Raw genomic sequence first — 20,499 nt, 5'->3', positions numbered from 1 at the left:
AGGGGCAAAATTGTTAAGCAAGAGAGGACTAACGTATGGAAAAAAATATGAAACGCTCTAAAGAGAAAAAGAGCAAGAAAAAATTATGGCTGTGGATCGTTGGTAGCCTACTAACTATTTTTTTAATTTTTATAGGAACTGCCTACTTTACCATCCAAAAAACTATGAACAAAATAAATACACCACTTTTACAAACAACAGATGCAGCACAGCTAGAAGAAAAAACAGTGATTAAAAAAGAACCTTTCTCGGTTCTGATGCTAGGCGTAGATGAACGAAAAGATGATAGTGGACGTTCTGATACGATGATTGTGATTACTGTGAATCCGGAAAAGCAAACAATGAAAATGCTTAGTATTCCCCGTGATACTCGTACAGAAATTGTCGGTCATGATACCGTTGATAAAATTAATCATGCCTATGCTTTTGGTGGCGTTCCAATGGCTGTAGATACGGTAGAAAATTTTCTAAATATACCGATTGATTATTATGTGTTTATTAATATGGAGGGCTTTTTACAAATTATAGATACGCTTGGCGGCGTGACAATTAACAATGATATGGATTTAACCTATGACGAATATCATTACCCAAAAGGAGAAATCACATTAGATGGTAATGAAGCACTTATTTTTTCACGTATTCGTTATGAAGATCCACGAGGAGATTTTGGACGTCAAATTCGACAACGACAAATTATTGAAGCGGTTATGAAAAAGGCCTCAACTCCGTCTACATTATTAAAGGCAACAGATATGCTGACGGTTTTAGGCGATAATGTTCGCATGAATTTCTCTGTAAAAGAGCTTATTCAGCTTCAGGGTATTTATAAGAAAATGGATAAGGATATTGAGCAATTATCGTTTGAACAGGGTGATGGTGAAAGGATTAACCGCATTTGGTACTACATTCCGAACGAGGAAGAGCTTCAAAAAATACAAGCCGATCTAAAAAACCATTTACAAAGCAAGTAAGCTTTTGCTTACTACAAGTGATAACATATATGTAAAATTTTTGGCCATGAAGGGAGGGAGATGAATGAATGGGAGGACCCAGGTCCTTAGGTATACGGCTCTTAATCATTGCATGCAAAGCTATGTACCTAAACGTAAAACGCGAAGAAATCCAGTCCGATCAACTATTAGAGGCCTACAAGTATTATGTTTAAAATTGTTTATGTAGTGCATAAAAAATCATTCATGTAGGGTGCATGCCTAGGTGAATGATTTTTTTGACGTTAATCATTTATCTATATTTCTTGAAATGTCAGAAAATTCGTTGTATACTGACATTAGAAATGGTTAAAAGGAGTGATTGTGATGATTATAGGCACAATTTTATTAGCAATTGCATTACCAGTGGGTATCGTATTAGCAGTAGATTTATTGAACGAGCAGCAACAGGTTGCTCCACAATCTAACCATTCTTAATTGTCAAATGAACAAAATCAGATATTTCTAGACAATGCTACATAGTAGCCTTGTCTATTTTTTATGGAGAATGAAACAATTTGCGTGATTCATTCGTCAATGAAGTGTAGAAAATGTTATACTATTAAAAAAACAGTATCGGGGAATGAACATGCAAGAGGAAAAAACAACAAACTTTAAAAAAGAAATACTATCTTACATCAAAATTATTGTCATTACAGCAATTGTCGTGTTTGGCTGTAAGCAATTTTTATTTGCGCCCATTAAAGTACAAGGGGCATCGATGTACCCGACCTACCATGATAAAGATATTATAATTGTAAGTAAAACAAGTAAAATCGAGCGATTCGATCAAATTGTTTTCCAATCACCTGTAGAAGATGAATTATATATTAAACGTGTCATTGGTGTACCAGGTGATAAAGTGGAAATGAAAGATGATGTATTGTATGTGAATGGCAAAGCCTACAAAGAAGATTACGTCAATCGTGAAACAGATGATCCTAACCAATTACGCATTACTGAAAACTTTACATTAGAGCAATTAGTCAATGAAAAAGAGGTGCCAAAAGGCATGTATTTTGTGCTTGGAGACAATCGCCTAAAAAGTAGTGATAGTCGCCATTATGGTTTAATTTCAGAGGATGCTGTTTATGGGGAGTCGAAATTAATCGTCTATCCATTTAAGCATTTTCACGTTGGCTCAAAATAAGAAATGTTTAAGAGGCTACTTAAAAAGTGGCCTCTTTCTCTTTATTTGATGTTACATCTTTACATATTTTATAAGAGGGATAATAAACACAAATCATTGAATTTTCAACGGTTTCTTTAATAGGGGTTTGATAACTTCTCATGTTGAGAGCTGTTTCTTCGATTGTGAGCTCTTCGGCTACTAATTCAACACCATAAAATAGTAATAAAAAATAGCATACAAATCCTACTATTCGCAAACAATCACCTCGTAAAATAGTTATTGTATGTTATTATGTATGGTCAAATTCATTAAAATATAAGCAGAAAATCGAAATTTTCTCTCGAGTAAACGAAATTTTTATGAAATAGATTCTATGAAAAAAAGGTATTGTCAATAAATTTTTCATGTGCTACTATAGCTAAAGTAAATATTTGAACTGTATAACCTCAATAATATGGATTGAGGGTCTCTACCAGGAACCATAAAATCCTGACTACAAAATTTTGTTTCATTTTTGTAGTCAGGATTTTTTATTTTGATGCAGCCCATGTTGATATAGAAATGTCTGCTGAATTAAGCTCATGCAACCTCAGACATATGTTACAGATTTTGCAGAAGAGCTTATGTGGCAAGCTCTTCTGCAAAATCTGGACACAGAGGTATCAAGGCTGTTGAAAGATCTCCTATAAAAATGAAATGTAACGAAAGGGAGATTACAATGAATTGGAGAGTTTATATTCTTGCGGTGACTACCTTTGCAGTAGGTTTAGTTGAATTAATCGTAGGTGGAATCCTACCAAATATTGCAGAGGATTTGAATGTTTCTTTAGCAACAGCAGGGCAATTAATCACTATTTTTGCACTTGTTTATGCGATTTCCGCGCCCGTTCTACTATCTTTGACAGCTAAGGTAGAACGGAAACGCTTATTCCTTATATCCTTATTTATTTTTACATTAGGTAATTTGATGACCTTCTTTAGTACAACGTTCACCGTTGTTCTAATTGCCCGAATTTTTACAGCGATGAGTACAGCATTAGTCATCGTGCTATCATTAACGATTACAACGAAAATTGTAGAGCCTAGACACCGTGCCAAAGCACTTGGGCTTGTTTTTATGGGCGTAAGTTCTGCACTTGTTATCGGTGTGCCAATGGGGATATTTATTACAGAAGCTTTCGGTTGGAGAGCCGTATTTTTAGGCATTAGTATTCTTTCAACAATCTCAATGGTTTTAATAGCTTTGTTATTAGACAAAATGCCAATCGGGGAAGTTGTACCACTGAAGAAGCAAATGAAATCATTGGCGAATTTAAAAATCCTTACAGCGCAATTAACGACTTTGTTTATGCTAGCAGGTCATTATATGCTCTACGCATATTTAACACCTTTTTTAGTGGAAGCCTTTGATATGAATGCCTCATGGATTAGTATTTGTTACTTAATCTTTGGTATTGCCTCTGTTAGCGGTAATGCTGTAGGTGGCTGGGTGAGCGATAAAATTGGGACAAGTAAAGCCCTTATTCTAATCGTCTCTACATTTGCGCTTGTCTTGTTCAGTATCCCTTATACAGTCATTGCCTTACCGGTCTTTTTACTGTTTACTGTTTTATGGGGAGCATTAAGTTGGGCTTTAACACCGCCATTGCAAAATTATTTAATTCAAGCAGATCCTCAATCATCCGATATACAGCAAAGCTTAAATACCGCTGCGCTCCAAATCGGGATTTCCATCGGCTCAGCGCTGGGTGGTGCCGTATTTGCCTTTACTGGATCTGTCATGCACTTAGCAAGTTTCGGAACTCTATTAGTTCTCTGTGCTTTAGGATGTGCTATTTTCTCCATTAAAAGAGCACCTGTCTCACAAGAGCATTCTCCGGATTATTCATCAGCGCAACATCATTCATAACAATTGGTGAAATTATCCAAAAACGATCCTACTATAGCAGGATAATAGCAGCCTGATAGCGAATGTAAGGATAGAGGAGGTTGGTAATAGATGCAAGTAGATTTAACCGATTTTCAAAATGTCAAAGTCATCGCAACGATTGATCAAACTTTTTATAGAAATGTAGGTGCTATCATATTATATGAAGAGGATTCACACACATTATCTGTACGAAAATTGACTCGGAAAACAGTCGATCATTATATACCAACAGACGAACTCGAACACTTTACATTTGCCTCTCATGCTGATGCCATTAAGTTCACGCACAAACTTACGCGCATGAGTGCCTTGGATTACTTATTAGTGGCTCATAAAGAGAGACCCATACAATCATAACTGCATTTATAAGCATTGGGAAAGTAAGCCATTCCAGTGCTTTTTTTTGTCTAAGTGAATCTATTTGAGTTTTCTCTTTAAAAATTAATTTCTCACTAGTTTATTATCATACTCTAGTTATCTATGGAATAGATTGTTGTAGTTAATGAATTTCACACAGACTTATGGAGTTTGAGATTTTGAGGTGCCTATTATTTTCCAGAAAATAGTATACAACCTTTAAATCTTGTGAATGGAAGGAGAACCCTATGACTGAATATCATCAACAATCGTCTACTGAAGTCATGAAGATATTGAACGTCACCACAGAAGGCTTGACCGATGGGGACGTTCAAAAGAGGCAACAAGTCTATGGCTATAACGTATTAGAGGAAGGTAAAAAGACTAGTACATGGGCTGTTTTTATGGGCCAATTCAAAGATTTATTAGTCATTATTTTGCTGGTCGCTGCCTTCGTTTCCTTTCTACTAGGAGAGGTAGAAAGTACAATTGTCATCATGATTGTTGTTTTTCTAAATGCTATTTTAGGCACGGTACAGCATGTTAAAGCTGAACAATCTTTAGACAATCTGAAGGCGCTAACCTCACCGATTGCTAAAGTAATGCGTAATAATCAGCTTATGGAAATTCCTTCTGAGGAGATTGTGGTGGGGGATCTTCTTATGTTAGAGGCTGGCGATTACATCAATGCAGATGGCAGACTATTGGAAAGTCATAACTTGCACATCAATGAAAGCTCTCTGACCGGAGAATCAATTGCCGTTGCCAAAAGTACTGAGCCTATTCGAAAAAACAATGTTACGATTGCGGATAAGAAAAATATGGTGTATTCAGGTAGCTTCGTGACCAATGGACGAGGGATTGTAATGGTTACAGCTATCGGGATGCAGACTGAAATCGGGAAAATTGCTAATTTACTCGATACGGCAAAGGAAAAGAAAACACCTTTACAAATTAGCCTGGATAAATTTGGTGAAAAATTAGCATTAGGTATTACAATCATTTGCTTAGCCATTTTTACAATTGACCTTATTCGTGGACGAGCGTTAGTAGAATCCTTTATGTTTGCGGTATCTCTAGCTGTCGCAGCTATTCCTGAGGCTTTGAGTTCCATCGTTACGATTGTCTTAGCATTTGGCACACAGAAGATGGCGAAGGAAAATGCAATTATTCGTAAGCTTTATGCGGTAGAAAGCTTAGGAAGTGTATCTGTTATTTGTTCTGATAAAACGGGTACCTTAACAGAAAATAAAATGGTTGTACAGGAAGTCTTTGTCGATCAGAAAAAAATTCCTCATGATTGGCTAAACCCAACAAATTCAGTGGAAAAAGAGCTGATGGTTAAGGCACTTTTATGTAGTGATGCTGTTGAGCGTGATCACAAGGAAATTGGTGATCCGACAGAAATAGCGCTTGTGAAATTAGGGAAGCAGTACGGCTTAGATGAATTGATGATTCGCGAGCAATATCCAAGACTGGCTGAAATTCCATTTGATTCGGCGCGAAAGCTTATGAGTACTGTAAATCAAATAGATAAAAAGCCTGTTATGATTACTAAAGGGGCATTAGATGTTCTCTTGCCTAAAGTGAGTAGAATAAAAACGGCAACAGGCATTTTTGAGATGACAGCTCAGTATCGTCAAAAAATCGAAGCGGTCAATCATGATTTTTCGAGGAATGGTTTACGTGTGATAGCCATTGCCTACAAAGATGTTTTACCGCAGCAAACAATCGATACAAGAGTGGAAAAAGATTTAATATTTGTCGGCTTAGTGGCAATGATGGACCCTCCAAGAAAAGAGTCCAAAGAGGCAGTGGAAAATTGTATTAAGGCAGGCATTAAGCCAGTTATGATTACTGGTGATCATAAAATTACGGCTACAGCGATTGCCCAACAAATTGGGATTTTAAAAAACCCAGATGAAGCCATTGAAGGACATGCTCTCGAAAGATTCTCAGATCAAGAATTACAGGAAAAAATAGATGATTATTCTGTGTATGCGCGTGTTACACCTGCTCAAAAGATTCGTATCGTCAAAGCGTGGCAGGATAAGGGTCATGTTGTCGCGATGACGGGGGATGGCGTCAACGATGGACCTGCGCTAAAACAAGCAGATATCGGGGTGGCAATGGGAGTGACTGGGACGGAGGTCGCAAAAGATGCCTCGTCCATGATTTTAACAGACGATAATTTTTCTACGATTGTCAAGGCGATCGCCAATGGTCGTAGCATTTATACAAATATTAAAAATGCCATTTTGTTCTTATTATCAGGAAATGCGGGAGCTATTTTTGTAGTGCTATATGCCACAGTACTTGGCTTACCAGTTCCGTTTGCACCTGTGCATCTATTATTCATCAACCTATTAACAGATAGTCTTCCAGCAATCGCAATCGGATTAGAGCCGAATAATAAGAAAACGATGAAGGACAAGCCTAGAAATGTTCATACGCCTCTATTAAATAAATCATTTACGACACAAGTGGTGCTAGAAGGAATTTTAATTGCCATCTCTACCATCATTGCTTTTCAAATTGGATTATCAACTGGCGATACATTAACGGCAAGTACAATGGCGTTTACAACACTTTGTTTATCAAGATTAGTACATGGCTTTAACTCCAGAGCTAAACAATCAATCTTTACGATTGGTGTCTTTTCGAATAAATATGCATGGATTGCATTTTTAATCGGTGTCCTAAGCTTGCACATTGTATTGTTTATGCCAATGCTAACAACGGTCTTTGAAGTGGCTCCATTAACAATTGCCCAATTAGGCTTTATTTATAGTCTATCCGTGTTACCGTTCCTCGTAAATCAATGGTATAAGCTCCTGTTTGTAAGAAGTCGATAGAAGAGAATTGAATGTTAAGACCACCTACATATAACGAGTAGGTGGTTTTGTTATTGTTTAATAGTAAGCTTAAAATGTACAAAAAACACACTATTAAAAGTAGATTTAATAATGTGCAACGTAATGAATGATTAGATCGTTCAGCCAACCATTTTATTGGGCTGGTGCTAGAAGCCAGCCTTTAATTTTACTCAGTTCAATCAATTTAGACCCAAGTATAGCATAGCGCATATGGAGTTCCCCATATTTGGCAAGGTGCTTTTTCTTTACTGACAGTTCCAATGCTTGGCTTACAGCAAGTAAGGAGGAAGCAATATTCATAGATAAAATGGCACTAATTTCACTATCATTAATGATGGATTTTCCACGTATATCCGTCATTTTTATTTTACTGTATGCCATAGTTGCAGTGGGGGCAAGAACCCCATTTTCCTTTAATAATAATGTCAGCTGTTTATTTTCCTCTTTTAAACATTGAATGAATTCCAAAATCATAATCTTTAATTTTTTATCTCGGGTATGGTTAAAAAAGGCATGGCTTGAAGCAATATAGCTTTGATTGACACCGAGCTGCGACCAAAGCCTAAACATCTCCTTAAATTGTAATGATGCTAGATTGTCATTTATCATCGTTATTGTGACACTTCCTAACTCCTAGTATTTATCTAAGATTAGGATGGAACAGTTTATGACATTCTATTCATCTTTTACAATAAAAGTTTAATACAAGGGGCATTTTAATAATAGGTGCCATACGGATACATATGTGGGGAAGGGGAAGGGTAATGGTATGGATATGGGTATGGGTTTGGGTATGGACATGGTTTCATGGATGGCTTCTTTTGCTTGCATGAAGAATTATCGGTTGCCGATTCCACTCGATTACAGCCATTTGGTGGCCCAATATAAGTAGATGGAACAATCGGTGCAATGGTTTTCTTCCATTGTTCCTCATCTAAACAATAGGTATGCGCCATAATATTGGCAGGTGTAAATTTCAATATATCGGAGCCTAAAATTACCTCTGGTGTTGGAGCGTCAAAGATAGCAAGTAAATGGGTGTTATCTTCTGTGGCAATCTCATAATGCCACCAGCCTTGTGGGATATTGGCTACTTGCCCAGGCTTAATCGGGTAGTTTTGAAGTTTTTTTGTAAAGGGATTTAATAGGGAAACCGTTGCTGCACCAGAAATACAATAGACAAGCTCAGCTGCATTTTGGTGATAGTGTGGCTCAATGACATTGTCTTTACTTAAAAAAATATCCAGTAAAGAGGTATTTTCTAACGTATTTAATTGTTCAACGCCAAGGATATTAATGTAATTTCGTGCATCTTTTTTAAAAAGCGTACTTTTGTTGACATCAAAGGTGAACTCTGCAGAAGGCGATGTATAATCGACATTTGTATTAATACTTACATCCTTTCTCACTAAAATTGTGATATTCATCATCATCACAGATTATGATTGAAATGTTTATAGACTTATACAAATGCCTAGCGTTTGTCTAGAACTCTTAGCAAGCACATGCTAGAGGAATTGTCTTTAATTACCACTGCTATTAAAGAACGTATGTGCGTATAATAAAAAGAACGTATGTTTTGTTTTGAGGGCGGGCGTGGAAATCTTAGCAAAGCAGTCATGACTTTCAATGTTGAAATTTTCTCGCAAGCGTCCCCCTTAACTGAGCTGAAAGGGTGAGATAATATGATTAAAGATCGAGGAAATATGAAATGGACATCGATGATGCTTCCAGAGCATTTACTGCTTTTGAAAAAGTGGAAGCAAGAGGTGCAGACAGAACCGCCACGGGAACGTGCAGAATGGGAACTGGAGGAATTACAGCAAACCATCACACGCGCATTAACAGAACGTAACTATATTATGTTAACTATTTGGGAAGAGGCTAATTTTGTACAATATGGTGGCATTATTAAAGGGATGAACGAGTTGGAACTTCTGCTAGAAACGATTACAACAACGAAACATATCGCATTGAAATATATTTATGCTGCATATATAGAGGTGGATGGCAATAGCGGTATTTGATACAAAATCGAGTGAGTTAATTTAGTGCCTGATAATGAATGGTACGAATGACAGCGGATGACAAAGTCACTCATTTGAACATCGCAAATGAGTGACTGTCTCCTTATAGGTGCAATTGCATCACTATTTGCTCACCAATGGGTCCCATTCGTCTTTCACCATTATCTTCAAAACCTACGTTGGTATACAAATTCTGCGCAGCGATGTTCTTGTGATTTACTACTAACACTACTTCGTTAAATTCTTTAAATTCATGCTTGACAAAGTCAGCCAGTAAAAGCATTGCTTTTTTTGCATAACCCTTACCTTGCTGTTTATGATCCATAGATAAAGCAGTAAGTAACATCGCCTGAGGATTACTAGAATATTCTTGTACTCTTTCGGTTGCATGAAGTACGAAAAAACCAACAGGTATTGTATTACTTAAAATCACAATAGGGTACTGTCCAACTTTTTCGATTGTAATCTCTTTTGGTAAGGCAGTAAATCGGTGTTGTTCTGCTGGCAATTCAAACTCATTTAACTGCTCTACATAGTCTTCTGAAAAATGTACTAATTCAATGTTAATTGTGTCTTGCATAAACAAGCCTCCTTTTTTATTATTGTATCTATAGAACAGGTGTTCGTCAAGGAGGCTTGTTTAATAATCATGCAAGCTAGAGTTCTTTTACTTTATAAATTACCAAAAAATAAAATAAAGGAAATACTCACAATTAGAATCAGTGTTAAAGCAATTGTCACAATACCTCTCAGCAAGGTCGCTAAATTTCTAACATCTTTCATTCCTACAACACTTAGGTAGAAACATACGATTGACAATAGCAATGTCAGTGTCAATGGGTGAAGATGGACATAGGTGACAAAAAAGTCTTTTAAGGAACCGGATAGAAAAAATAATAGGATGCAACCTAAAGATAAAATAAAGGACCAGAAATTTAAATTAATTCCCACTTGTTTCCTCCTCTCTGCTAAAACGATATTTCTATAAAATCTATAATAGAGTAAAAGGATGCAAAAAGAGGCCACTTGGATGTAAGTGACCTCTAGAACCAATAAAGGAGTGTCATGTAAAGTAGAAAGAACTTTACAATACTATTATTATGATAAGTTATCAATTGGAGATAGTTATCTATCTTCAATGGCGTAAGAAATATTTTTATTATCTCATAACAGGCAAATAATTAGGAGGAAGGGGAATAAAAAAGGCTTAAGCTTCTTCATCATTAAAAATGAACAGAAGCTAAAGCCTTAATACGACCATTAGCAAATGAAGCTTGCACCAACAATAATGAGAAGAATAAATAGTACAACGATTAGCACGAAAGTTGAACTGTTACCATTGCCATTATTTCCGCCACAATAATTATTAAAATTACCTACATTTCCACAGTATCCCACAAAGGACACCCCCTCTCTCCATATCTATTGTATGTATAAGATTCAAATGGAGGAGCGATAATCATCCAAGTAACTAGTATTAAAATGGTGCCATCAAAAAAACATCCTACACGGATATTTTTAATATAACGGCTGCTGCATTTGACAAGGCGGAAAACCATTAACATCTTGAATCATATGAAAATCATATTGCTTTAAAGCAAATTGGCTTTGATACAAATATTCGAGAACAAGAAGCTTCCCACCTGAAACACCACAAAGAACACCAGATGTTCCTTGCCCATTCGTCAACGAAACACCGACCGGTTGCCCGATTAAATAGTAAATTTTATGTTGCCAAGGCACTATTGCCACTCCCTTCAATATAATTATATGAATGTAATGGTCAAAGGAGCATAGGGTAATGCCTAAGGTATCATGAGAATATAGGTCAGGATCAGGATCTTTTAACAGAAACCAAGGCACCTTGTTCAATGCCAAACAAAATAAGCGAATCCAGAAACTTTTTTGCTACTAAAGTAGATTATACTGAGAAAAGTTGCTGTTACCGTTGTACAGCAACACCACCAATTGCAGCTCCCTGAGCAGATGAGGAAACAATATTTTTTGTAATTGTATTTGAATTACTCCAACTATCTAATGTTGATTTTGCATATGAAATAGCTCCCATTTTATTTTACCTCCTAGACTATAACACTATAAAAAAATATTCAACTATTTTTTACCTAATATGTAATTAAAATGTGAAAAAAGATATTAGTATTATAATTTAGAAAAAAATAAAATTACAAAATAGAAACCCGAAATAACTAGTATTAACCCTATACCTAATAACCAACCGACGACGTTACTAAGACTTAAAAAACTAAAAATTTCAATAGTGTAAACAAATATTCTCTTATATATTGGCTTATCGCTATAATCTCCAAATTCATCTTTTAATTGAACAACACCTATAGGAATTATTAGAAAACCTAATATGATAAGTACTATACCTATAATTAAACCTAACATTTTTTATAAAACACACCTTTTTTGAATAAAATTATTATTCTTTTAAAATACTTTTATACTATTACATAATACTACTAAAAAAGGATATTAAAATAATTTTTTCTTTATCTTATATATTAGGTTTTACAGTGGGTTTAAAATATAAGTAATTTTAAAAACAATGCTCACTAGAAAAAACATGAAACAATGTTTGTGCATTTTACACAAATAAACTATCGAAACGCGAACAGATTTCCTATTACTTTGTTTAATAGGATCATCATAATTATTGTCAAATGCTTGTTTGTAGGATTTTTTTAATCAAATATTATTTCAAATCAGCAAAAAGCTTACATAACAACATAAAAAAGCATTAACAAGAAGGGGAAAATCCTTTTCGTTAATGCTCTTTATTTTACTTACTTAGCTTAAATGGATCTTTTATAAGCACTCATAGTCGAGGTATATTGGAATATTTTAGGGTTAACTAGTCCCTCACGTAAATCCATCATCCCTAATTGTCCCATTTTATTCAGCAAAGGAATCAACCAACTTCCACTTGGAGCACCTTGTAGCACTTTGATTTGATCAGATGATAACTTTGAAACTTTACTCGTATCAATCGGTTCTTTTGCATTTTCTATTGTTTCTTGAAAAGCTTTCAAGTCTGTTTTATACATATTCTCGCCAGTTTGTTGAGTAAAACCTTTATATCCGTAAGCTCCTTGAAGGATAGTTAACTTTATACTCATATCTTCCATAGAAACCATCTTTAAATACACCTCTCTTCATAGTATTCCTACATTATAAATGTGGAATATTTATAGTTCTTTCAATGGTACTCCAAGGGGAATTTTGTGAAGTAGATCTAAACTTATATAAAGCAGAAGTTCCACTTGAAATTTTTAAGTCTGAATTAAAAGTTACTGTATGATAAAACGCATCTATAATTTTGTCATTATTAAAATTTATAGCAGCTTCATTAAGTTTATAATCACGATTTTGATATGTAATCGCTCATCATCTAACCATTGATTTTCACTTCCATAGCCAACTTCCATAACTGCTACAGTAACAGTTCCTGAAACTGCATGAGAAGTTTGCTGCATGCCAATATCCTCAGTTACTTGATTGCTTGTTCCAACTTGAGATACTACTTTGTCAATATAAACAGATGTTAAAGGTGGTGCTGGACCTCTTAGAACGGGACTATTTTGACTGTTTTTTAATTCCTCTTTAATTTTAGCAGCCTCATCTGTATTTAGCCCAGCAAACCGCTTGCTAAAATTCCTACAGTTGGTAAGTATTTCTTCATATACAACTTCTTCTTTTACATTATTTGTAACACATTATAATTATCGGATAATAAATCGGGTGTTTAACACTATTTTCCAAAATAGATAATTATTAATTAAATGCCACTTCAGAAAATGATAAAACAGCACCTTTAAAAACCAAGTAGTAACCATGTAATGAATCATGTTGACCTTGCAATGTCATTAATATGAGCTCAAGCTCCTCTGGTAGTTCAAGTATTAGTTTCATTAATAGTGTTCTCCTATGTTTTTACCTAATAAATTTTATTCTTAAGTGTTTTATACGCTTGCTTGAACGCAAAAAAGCAGCCAAAGAGTAGTCATAAGAAATGCTCATAGGTATTGAAAGCCTATGTAACAGTTATTTTCTTATGCGCATAATCTTGGCCGCGCGGTTTTATCTGTAAGTGAGTGTTTGCGATGTTATGCAAACAAAAAGTAGCTAAATTTTATAACAGATGAAAAATAATGCAAGGTTTTATTTGAATATCTATTATGTGAAATAATGTATAATATAGGTTGAGTATATCAATTAAAAGGGGATCTAAGCATGTGGATTCATGATGTTGCAGACCAATATAATTTAGAAGTAAAGGACGGAAGACATAATAATATTGATGGAATAGCTGTATTTGATGAATTGTTAACTAAGCGTTATATATTGGAAAAGCGGTGGAGAGATGGGGAAAAGGTTTTTCTAGCCTTTATGATGAATCCGAGTAAAGCTGCTCATAATAAATCAGATGCAACAGTTAATCAAATGATACGCTTAGCAAAGGTTTATGATTGTGATGCATTACAGGTTATTAATGTATCAAGTTTTATCGAGGGATTAAGTAATGATGTACCCGATGAAAGCTTTACTTTCGATACAATAAACTGGGCATTCATAGAACGTGCTTTGATAGATGCATACATAATTTTTATTAGTTGGGGGATTCAAGGACAACAAGGAATAAATAATTGGTTGTTATCACAAAATATTGTTGCGAATACTTTATACAATGTTCGATTAAAATGCTATGCATATGAACATTTACTGGCATTAAAAGAAAAAATATATTATGTTCCACATCCAAGACCTAGAGGAACTGTTAGGAAGTACGAGGATTCGCTGGCACATAAATTAAGCTTAAGTGAACTAGTCGACCTTTTTTGGAGTGATTAAATGTCAAAGAAGAATTGGAAATGTACATGCAAACCAACTAATCCAAACATTGAAATACGCGACATACACTTTGAACTTTATCTAAATCCATACATACAAAAAACTTATTCACGTGTCTACGATGTGCTAATTAATAACCACAAACGTACATATGAGGCTATTTATAAAGAAATTAGGGAAGATACAAAAGAGGTTGCAAAAAAATTTGAACAAGAAGCATATGAAGCTATTTCTACTAGTTACATTGATGAATATGATGATGGTAGTGATTATTATCAAGAGATTGAAGAATATATTGTTAGTCGCGTACAAGAAGAATTTTTAATGCATTATCAGTTTGAGTTAATGTCATTAAGCAACCTGTATCAAGTATTTGAGCAGCAACTGAGAAAATGGTTATTCGAAGAAATGACAAACAGGCATAACGAGTACATAAATCAAATTGAAATCACGTTAAAAAGTGATGAGGATTACGGCACATTTTATAGCCAATTTGGAGCGTTAACAAAAGTATTGAAAGAATTGAATTTGACTTTTACTATGCCACTTGAGGTTGAATGGTCAGATGAAGATTTGAAAAATCTTTTTAGTTTGGTTGAAGAAGTTGTAGAAATTCCTATTGTAGAAACCGAGATATGGCGGAGTATTCGGGAGTGTAATTTAATTTCTAATACTTTTAAACATGGAAATGGGCACTCGGCTAAAGTGTTGTATAAAATAAGACCTGAGCTATTCAAAAAAATAGATGAAACAAAACTGATGAACCTTTATTTAACGACTAATCTTGAGGAAGTGTTGGATGTCGACAAAGTTTCTTTTGAAAAGTATGCTAACGCTATGAAAGACTTTTGGAACAAGATGAAGTCGCATCAAAGTGGATCGATTAAACTAGAAATCGACATTTCTTCTGAAAATAATATTGAAGAAAAAGCGTAGTCTAGCAGCATACGAAAGTGTGCAAGAAAAGTTCTTCAATATCGATGATGATTGTGGATACTTTATAGTATTGTAAATAATAGAATTAATGAACAACAGGAAAACCCTGCTGAATGATGGCATAAGTTGTCTTTTAGTGGGGTTTTCCCTCTGGAAAGAAGTGCATATAATAAATTTGGTAATTATAAAGATTTACACCCGATTGTCATGCTAACTTGTTAAGGAGAGAAATTTAAAAAAGAGTACGCTAATAGATTGGGGTTGAACGTTATCGGAAACTTTGAATCTTCACTTATTTTATTAATAGATGAAAGGATTGATGTGCTTTAACATAATAAGGTTTTTATGAATCACCAAAATGAAATGGTTAAAGATGTTAAACAGAAATTATCCAAAACTCTCTCAGGCATAAGTGAAATAGAAGTTAAAGAGATTTCTGAGTCGATACAGATATCAATTCTTAATTATCAGCACTTATTATTTCAAGATATATACAAGCAAGGCTTTTTAGATGGGATTATACTCAGGGAAAAAATACCTGGGGGATCGATAAACGATGAAGCACTTTTTAAAGGTCAACTCACGATGGATGTATACAAAATCGTAAAGAGTTTAGAAGATGAAGAAGCTACACGAAATTTAGCAAATGAAGATATTACATCTGAATTGTGACATTTGTCGAAGAAAAAGGCTATCACGTCCTTAAGGGATAAATTTAGAATATGGGGATGTACCTTACACAAGAAAGTATCAATCATATTGCTCAAGAAGAAATAAATCTGAATTAAGAACTTGGATTCATTTCGCACTATGCTATTTTACTTGCCAACGCAATCTATTTCGCTGCTTCTCAAAGTTAAGCTTAGCAGAAGTATAAGATAACGATATTTTTTTGTCTAAATCAGAAGGAAATCATTCCCTTTTTATAGAATATTGGTATAAATGGAAGATGTAATTTGCCTATACTTGAAAATACATCTTTCAAGATTATTAATATCTGTTATTTAACACCGGTTTTGTAGGATTTACATATAGCTGATTACCTCTCAATGTGTTTAAAGATGGCACTAACAGACAATACCGACACACCTTAAAAGTACTTGGTATACACAAGATATTTCTAGCAAAGGAAACTGTTACGATAATGTAGTAATCTAGAGTTTTTTTGGAATTATGGGATCTAAATTGCTTTTCTAAAGCTTTACGAACTTAATCTATAATGATTAGGAGGAAAACAATTTGAAAAAAATAGTTTCTTTATTTGTAATGGTCATAATTATTCTTTTTTCTACTCCAGTTGTTTTTGCATCAAACTCGGTTGAACCATATGGATTGAAGCCACCAGGTGAAAGTTTTACACCTGGAGAGTGGTTTCTAGGAGAAACTCCATCTAATGTTGATCCGAGTAAACCACCTATTGTTTTCGTTCAAGGGAAAAACGGTAACTCTACTAGTTGGTATGGTAATACAGAATATCACGGTCTTAATGACATGTATACAAAAGCTTATGAAGCAGGGTATCAAACTGTATTTGTTCAATTATACGATTCGGCAGGTAAAGGTTCTTATAGTCAATACGATAATGGAAAATTATTAGCCTCTATGTTAATAGAAATCAGTCAACATTTTCACGGAAAAAAATTAAATATAGTTGCCCATAGTAAGGGTGGGCCAGATACCCAAGCAGCATTAGTTCTTAATAATGCTCATCTGTACGTTGGTAGGGTGTTTACTTTAGGATCCCCTCATTATGGGTCAGAGTTAGCTGATCTTGCATATAGCTGGTGGGCAGGTTGGCTAGCTTCATTACTCGGTGAAAAAGATGATGGAACTTATTCACTTCAAGTTGGTGAAATGGAACACTTTCGCTCACTAATAGACAAGCACCCCAATGTTAGTAAGAACAACTATTATACAATTGCCGGTACTAATACAGGACCATTTCTATCTGCACTCTGGATGGGGGGTCTATATCTTTCCGATCCAAATGATGGATTAGTCAAAGAGGCAAGCACTAAATTATCTTACGGAACACATTTATTTACCGATACCTCACTTGACCATGATAATATTCGAATGGGATCTGCGGTATTTTCTAGATTGGAACAGTATCTACAGTCCGCTTCTACTGATGGTATCATTATGAACAAAGAATACTTTACTCAATCTGATATGTTTCAAGAGTTGGATGTTTCTCATTATTTTTATGGAGGGAAGTTACAATCGTCAAATGATGTGACACACTCTTTTTATGTAGATGCTGCACTTGATAATGTTAAATTGTGGACAGGGTTAACTAGTGATAAGATAGAGTTGGTATCACCTTCAGGAAAAAAATATACCAATCATACAATACAAACATTGGATGAGGCCTCCTTCTTTAATGGCGTAGCACCTCATACATTTACTGGCGTTATTTCTGAAACTGGGGAATGGAAGATAAATATAAGCACACAGGCAGAAGATAATGCATATTTACTGGCAGTTCAACACGGAGGTCCGTCTTTGATTAAGGTGAGTATTCCAACAGTATCATTAGAAACGAATAATATTATCACAGTACAATCGAATCAACATTTACAAAAACTAACTTTCGATGTACGAGTACTAGATCCAACAGGTAAAGATATTGCTTCTTCTCTACAAATGCAAAACGTTAATCAACAAAACTTTATGGTGAATTTCCCAAATAACAAAAAATCCGGTGTATATAATATTACTTTAAATATTTCCGGTGAAACGTTACAAGGTGAGCCATATAATAGAACCATTGTTCGATCTAAGTATATAAAATAGACATACCTCAATGATTAGAAAAAAACCTTGAAAAACATATCTTTAGCAACGGTTGGATTACAAATTGATAATCAGACAGTTAAAAAAGTTATTAAAGAGGTAATTAGCCACCTATTTAAATAAAAGATTTGGAAATACCATGTTGGCAATCAACATGGTATTTTTACTGTTAGTAAAAAAAGAATTTTATAATATATAGAAAAACTACTTTATTATAAATAGAAATACACTGAATCAGCGTCAAGCCATTTCCTTATTTCTGTTTCATGATTTGTAAATGATTCCTCAATAAAAGACGTTAAAGACACTTAAGTATCCTCTAAAATATCCTCGATATATTGACATTCATAATAATTCATTTAATAGAAAATATTTCTTGTAGTATAATAGGTGAAAGTGAAATTAACTATTTTTATAGATGGAAGTTGGGGTAGTAAATGATTAAAGAAGTAATAGAAAAAACAGGAAGTTTAATCCCGATATTAACTATCGTATTTGGTAGTGTTAGTATTCGAGGTCTATTCATATCCATTTTCACTTCCCTATCTTACAATTCATATGATATGAGATTATTACCAAGAGATAAATTTGCAGTGATTAATTTTAAAAAAACATAAGTATTTTTCTGATTTTTATCCCTGTATATTGTGCATTAGTATTCTTATTAGCATATGAAGCAATTGTAGATATATATACTTTTCTATATTGTTCCAAAAATTATGGCTAAAGAAAAGTTCGATGAAGAAATAAAGGAAAAAGAACAAGCACACTGGAGTGCGATACTGGCTATTGAAGAAGCGATAATTGCATCTAAGGGCGTACATGAAGTGCCAGTTAAAAAAGCTGATTTAGAAGGAATTTTGGCTGAGCTTAAAAAATCTCACTTCTACCATAAATTAAGAAAAATGAATAATACCGAACAGAAAAAAGAGCTTTAAATGCCCCACTTTCAAGAGTAACCAATGCTCAAAATGTTGTTAAGCCCTATAACTCATTATCTAAAATAGAACGAATGTTCGTTGAATTTATATTTTGTGAATTCGTATCTCTTAATATAAAAAAACACTAGTTCTAAAAAGTAGTTCTGTTTACTTAAATTTCTTTCATAAGGTACAATGATATTTTGCACTTCAATTATAATAGGCTTGGTACAATCTCCGGCGAACCAAGCCATTCAATACTAATTCTTATTTAAAAATCTAAAATATCTTATTCTACATCATATACTTCTATAGCCATTTTTATTGTCTTTTCCCCAACACCTTAGGGATCACTTTAAGAGCGGATTATCAATTACGCCCTGCATATATTGGTTTATATGATATGATATGGATATAAATGTATGTTTTGAAAGGGTGATGGTAGCGTGAGGAAATATATGATGTTTGCATAGCAATGGCTATGACAATAAAAAAATTGAACATAGCCGTTGCTTTTCCTAAAAAATCTAAACATTTAGGAGTGCAATATGAGCTATAAAAAAGCAAAGCATATTTTACCTGAACAATTGTTAGTGGCCATTCAGGAATATATAGATGGCGAATATATTTATATCCCGCGGAAAGAACAACATAAAATGAGCTGGGGATCTCGTACCACTATAAAAGCTGAATTGGATTTGAGAAATGCTAATATTTATAATGATTTTTTATCTGGAATGGTTAGAGAAATGTTAGCTGAAAAGTATTATTTATCACTAAAGAGCATCCAGAGAATCATTTTAAATGAAAAAAGAAAAGCAGCAAACAAACAGTCATTGCGGTTTTAAATCGCGGTGGCTTATTTTCTTTTATGAAAGAATGTTGAGGTTTTATCAAAGATGATAATCAGATATTGTTATAGGGAAGAATAACAAAAATTGTCAAAGGGGAGAGAGCTATGAATTTTACTGAATTATTGGGCATGTCATTTCCGACCATACAAACAGAACAAATTCGATTAAGAAAATTAAAACGAGACGATGCGCCATCATTATACAATTATTATTCTAATGAAAACGTCTATCGTTATTTGGATTGGAATGGCCCAGATTCCATCGAAAGAAGTTATGAGGTCATTCATATTTGGAATGAGGGCTTTGAAAAAGGGTGGATAATTCGTTTTGCTATTGCTGATAAAATGTCAGATGAGGTGATAGGCACTATATTTTTAAGTGAATTTGAAGGTAAACGAGCTGAAATAGGTTATGATTTATCAGAAAAATATTGGCATAGGGGCATTATGTCAGAAGCTATGAATGAAGTATTGGCAATTGGATTTAATCAGTTAGGGTTAGTGAGGATACAAGCCACTGTTGCTGAAGAAAACATAGCATCAAGGAAGTTACTAACCAAGTTCAATTTTAAAGAAGAGGGCTATTTAAGACAATATGAATGTCATAGTGTGACTGGCGAATGTAGAGATATGTTGATCTATTCTTTACTACAGAAGGGATAACAACGAAGAGAATGGATTGATAAAGCGGATAGGAAAGAAATATGATCCCCAAAAATACACGATGTAAAGGTGGGATAGCATTGTACAAAAACATCTTGGGGGCGATGTTAAAGTTGCTATCCCGCAATTAATGTATGTTGTC

25 protein-coding genes and 1 riboswitch are annotated in these 20,499 nt (G+C 34.3%); of the genes, 14 read left to right on the top strand and 11 right to left on the bottom strand.

What is annotated here, in order from left to right; genetic code table 11:
- Positions 1–35: 35 nt before the first annotated feature.
- The 3 genes from MKY88_RS13945 (at position 36) to lepB (ending at position 2,142) form a co-directional block, all read left to right on the top strand.
- Entirely contained in the window at positions 36–974 is a 939-nt protein-coding gene (locus tag MKY88_RS13945; RefSeq protein ID WP_025117353.1) for an LCP family glycopolymer transferase, read from the top strand.
- A gap of 345 nt (positions 975–1,319) precedes the next feature.
- The gene (locus MKY88_RS13940; protein WP_008178501.1) at positions 1,320–1,430 is read left to right on the top strand and encodes a hypothetical protein; all 111 of its coding nucleotides are present in this window, start codon (positions 1,320–1,322) and stop codon (positions 1,428–1,430) included.
- A 151-nt stretch (positions 1,431–1,581) separates the two neighbouring features.
- The gene (gene lepB / locus MKY88_RS13935; protein WP_069481729.1) at positions 1,582–2,142 is read left to right on the top strand and encodes a signal peptidase I; all 561 of its coding nucleotides are present in this window, start codon (positions 1,582–1,584) and stop codon (positions 2,140–2,142) included.
- 19 nt (positions 2,143–2,161) lie between these two features.
- Here the strand turns inward: lepB and MKY88_RS13930 are convergent, their stop codons facing one another.
- Positions 2,162–2,380: a hypothetical protein gene (locus MKY88_RS13930; RefSeq protein ID WP_069481728.1), complete on the bottom strand. Its 219-nt coding sequence runs from the start codon at positions 2,378–2,380 to the stop codon at positions 2,162–2,164.
- Between the two features lie 160 nt (positions 2,381–2,540).
- Positions 2,541–2,640: riboswitch (purine riboswitch) on the top strand.
- Positions 2,641–2,842: 202 nt separating this feature from the next.
- On the opposite strand from MKY88_RS13930, the gene MKY88_RS13925 reads away from it, so the two are divergent.
- The 3 genes from MKY88_RS13925 (at position 2,843) to MKY88_RS13915 (ending at position 7,266) form a co-directional block, all read left to right on the top strand.
- Positions 2,843–4,033: an MFS transporter gene (locus MKY88_RS13925; protein ID WP_328200539.1), complete on the top strand. Its 1,191-nt coding sequence runs from the start codon at positions 2,843–2,845 to the stop codon at positions 4,031–4,033.
- Positions 4,034–4,123: 90 nt separating this feature from the next.
- Positions 4,124–4,411, top strand: coding sequence for a hypothetical protein (locus MKY88_RS13920; protein ID WP_193832314.1), 288 nt, complete (start codon positions 4,124–4,126; stop codon positions 4,409–4,411).
- A 248-nt stretch (positions 4,412–4,659) separates the two neighbouring features.
- Positions 4,660–7,266 carry a cation-translocating P-type ATPase gene (locus tag MKY88_RS13915; protein WP_328200540.1) on the top strand — a complete coding sequence of 869 codons (2,607 nt, stop codon included), beginning with the start codon at positions 4,660–4,662 and terminating at the stop codon, positions 7,264–7,266.
- Positions 7,267–7,419: 153 nt separating this feature from the next.
- Here the strand turns inward: MKY88_RS13915 and MKY88_RS13910 are convergent, their stop codons facing one another.
- Both MKY88_RS13910 and MKY88_RS13905 read right to left on the bottom strand, forming a co-directional pair.
- On the bottom strand, positions 7,420–7,896 hold the full coding sequence (locus MKY88_RS13910; protein WP_328200541.1) for a DUF3231 family protein: 477 nt from the start codon (positions 7,894–7,896) through the stop codon (positions 7,420–7,422).
- A gap of 107 nt (positions 7,897–8,003) precedes the next feature.
- A complete protein-coding gene (locus MKY88_RS13905) occupies positions 8,004–8,678 on the bottom strand; it encodes a cupin domain-containing protein (RefSeq protein WP_258269319.1) in 675 nt (224 codons plus the stop codon).
- 294 nt (positions 8,679–8,972) lie between these two features.
- Between MKY88_RS13905 and MKY88_RS13900 the strand changes: the two genes are divergently transcribed.
- Positions 8,973–9,314 carry a YolD-like family protein gene (locus MKY88_RS13900; RefSeq protein WP_340813954.1) on the top strand — a complete coding sequence of 114 codons (342 nt, stop codon included), beginning with the start codon at positions 8,973–8,975 and terminating at the stop codon, positions 9,312–9,314.
- A gap of 103 nt (positions 9,315–9,417) precedes the next feature.
- Here the strand turns inward: MKY88_RS13900 and MKY88_RS13895 are convergent, their stop codons facing one another.
- The 8 genes from MKY88_RS13895 to MKY88_RS13860 all read right to left on the bottom strand — a co-directional run bounded on the left by MKY88_RS13895 (position 9,418) and on the right by MKY88_RS13860 (position 13,250).
- Positions 9,418–9,894, bottom strand: a complete 477-nt coding sequence (locus tag MKY88_RS13895) for a GNAT family N-acetyltransferase (RefSeq protein WP_012294844.1) — start codon at positions 9,892–9,894, stop codon at positions 9,418–9,420.
- 92 nt (positions 9,895–9,986) lie between these two features.
- Entirely contained in the window at positions 9,987–10,265 is a 279-nt protein-coding gene (locus tag MKY88_RS13890) for a hypothetical protein (RefSeq protein ID WP_291760349.1), read from the bottom strand.
- Positions 10,266–10,574: 309 nt separating this feature from the next.
- On the bottom strand, positions 10,575–10,712 hold the full coding sequence (locus tag MKY88_RS13885) for a YjcZ family sporulation protein (protein ID WP_083244698.1): 138 nt from the start codon (positions 10,710–10,712) through the stop codon (positions 10,575–10,577).
- Positions 10,713–10,832: 120 nt separating this feature from the next.
- Complete coding sequence (locus MKY88_RS13880; protein WP_036126581.1) at positions 10,833–11,057, bottom strand: hypothetical protein; 225 nt, start codon at positions 11,055–11,057, stop codon at positions 10,833–10,835.
- 199 nt (positions 11,058–11,256) lie between these two features.
- Complete coding sequence (locus MKY88_RS13875; protein WP_340813950.1) at positions 11,257–11,382, bottom strand: hypothetical protein; 126 nt, start codon at positions 11,380–11,382, stop codon at positions 11,257–11,259.
- A gap of 751 nt (positions 11,383–12,133) precedes the next feature.
- Positions 12,134–12,475, bottom strand: a complete 342-nt coding sequence (locus MKY88_RS13870; protein ID WP_328200545.1) for a hypothetical protein — start codon at positions 12,473–12,475, stop codon at positions 12,134–12,136.
- Positions 12,476–12,673: 198 nt separating this feature from the next.
- Positions 12,674–12,946 (bottom strand): DUF4879 domain-containing protein, encoded by a 273-nt coding sequence (locus tag MKY88_RS13865; RefSeq protein ID WP_340814833.1) that lies wholly within the window; start codon positions 12,944–12,946, stop codon positions 12,674–12,676.
- A gap of 166 nt (positions 12,947–13,112) precedes the next feature.
- Complete coding sequence (locus tag MKY88_RS13860; protein WP_175423042.1) at positions 13,113–13,250, bottom strand: hypothetical protein; 138 nt, start codon at positions 13,248–13,250, stop codon at positions 13,113–13,115.
- Between the two features lie 321 nt (positions 13,251–13,571).
- Here MKY88_RS13860 and MKY88_RS13855 point away from each other — a divergent pair, with 321 nt between their 5' ends.
- The 7 genes from MKY88_RS13855 (at position 13,572) to MKY88_RS13825 (ending at position 20,357) form a co-directional block, all read left to right on the top strand.
- Positions 13,572–14,189 carry a DUF1643 domain-containing protein gene (locus MKY88_RS13855; RefSeq protein WP_069481714.1) on the top strand — a complete coding sequence of 206 codons (618 nt, stop codon included), beginning with the start codon at positions 13,572–13,574 and terminating at the stop codon, positions 14,187–14,189.
- A complete protein-coding gene (locus MKY88_RS13850) occupies positions 14,190–15,125 on the top strand; it encodes a hypothetical protein (RefSeq protein ID WP_258269158.1) in 936 nt (311 codons plus the stop codon). It abuts the gene before it with no gap.
- Between the two features lie 345 nt (positions 15,126–15,470).
- On the top strand, positions 15,471–15,797 hold the full coding sequence (locus MKY88_RS13845) for a hypothetical protein (protein ID WP_340813949.1): 327 nt from the start codon (positions 15,471–15,473) through the stop codon (positions 15,795–15,797).
- Positions 15,798–16,364: 567 nt separating this feature from the next.
- Positions 16,365–17,921: an esterase/lipase family protein gene (locus tag MKY88_RS13840; RefSeq protein ID WP_340813948.1), complete on the top strand. Its 1,557-nt coding sequence runs from the start codon at positions 16,365–16,367 to the stop codon at positions 17,919–17,921.
- 719 nt (positions 17,922–18,640) lie between these two features.
- On the top strand, positions 18,641–18,859 hold the full coding sequence (locus MKY88_RS13835; RefSeq protein WP_340813946.1) for a hypothetical protein: 219 nt from the start codon (positions 18,641–18,643) through the stop codon (positions 18,857–18,859).
- A 530-nt stretch (positions 18,860–19,389) separates the two neighbouring features.
- Complete coding sequence (locus MKY88_RS13830) at positions 19,390–19,689, top strand: CD3324 family protein (protein WP_340813945.1); 300 nt, start codon at positions 19,390–19,392, stop codon at positions 19,687–19,689.
- Positions 19,690–19,799: 110 nt separating this feature from the next.
- Positions 19,800–20,357 (top strand): GNAT family N-acetyltransferase, encoded by a 558-nt coding sequence (locus MKY88_RS13825; RefSeq protein WP_340813944.1) that lies wholly within the window; start codon positions 19,800–19,802, stop codon positions 20,355–20,357.
- The last annotated feature ends 142 nt before the right edge of the window (positions 20,358–20,499 follow it).

Origin of the sequence: Lysinibacillus sp. FSL R7-0073 (genome assembly GCF_038009065.1) — a bacterium.
GTDB lineage: Bacteria > Bacillota > Bacilli > Bacillales_A > Planococcaceae > Lysinibacillus > Lysinibacillus fusiformis.
The sequence above is the reverse complement of the archived record's forward strand: the minus strand, read 5'-3'. Positions and strand labels throughout refer to the sequence as shown.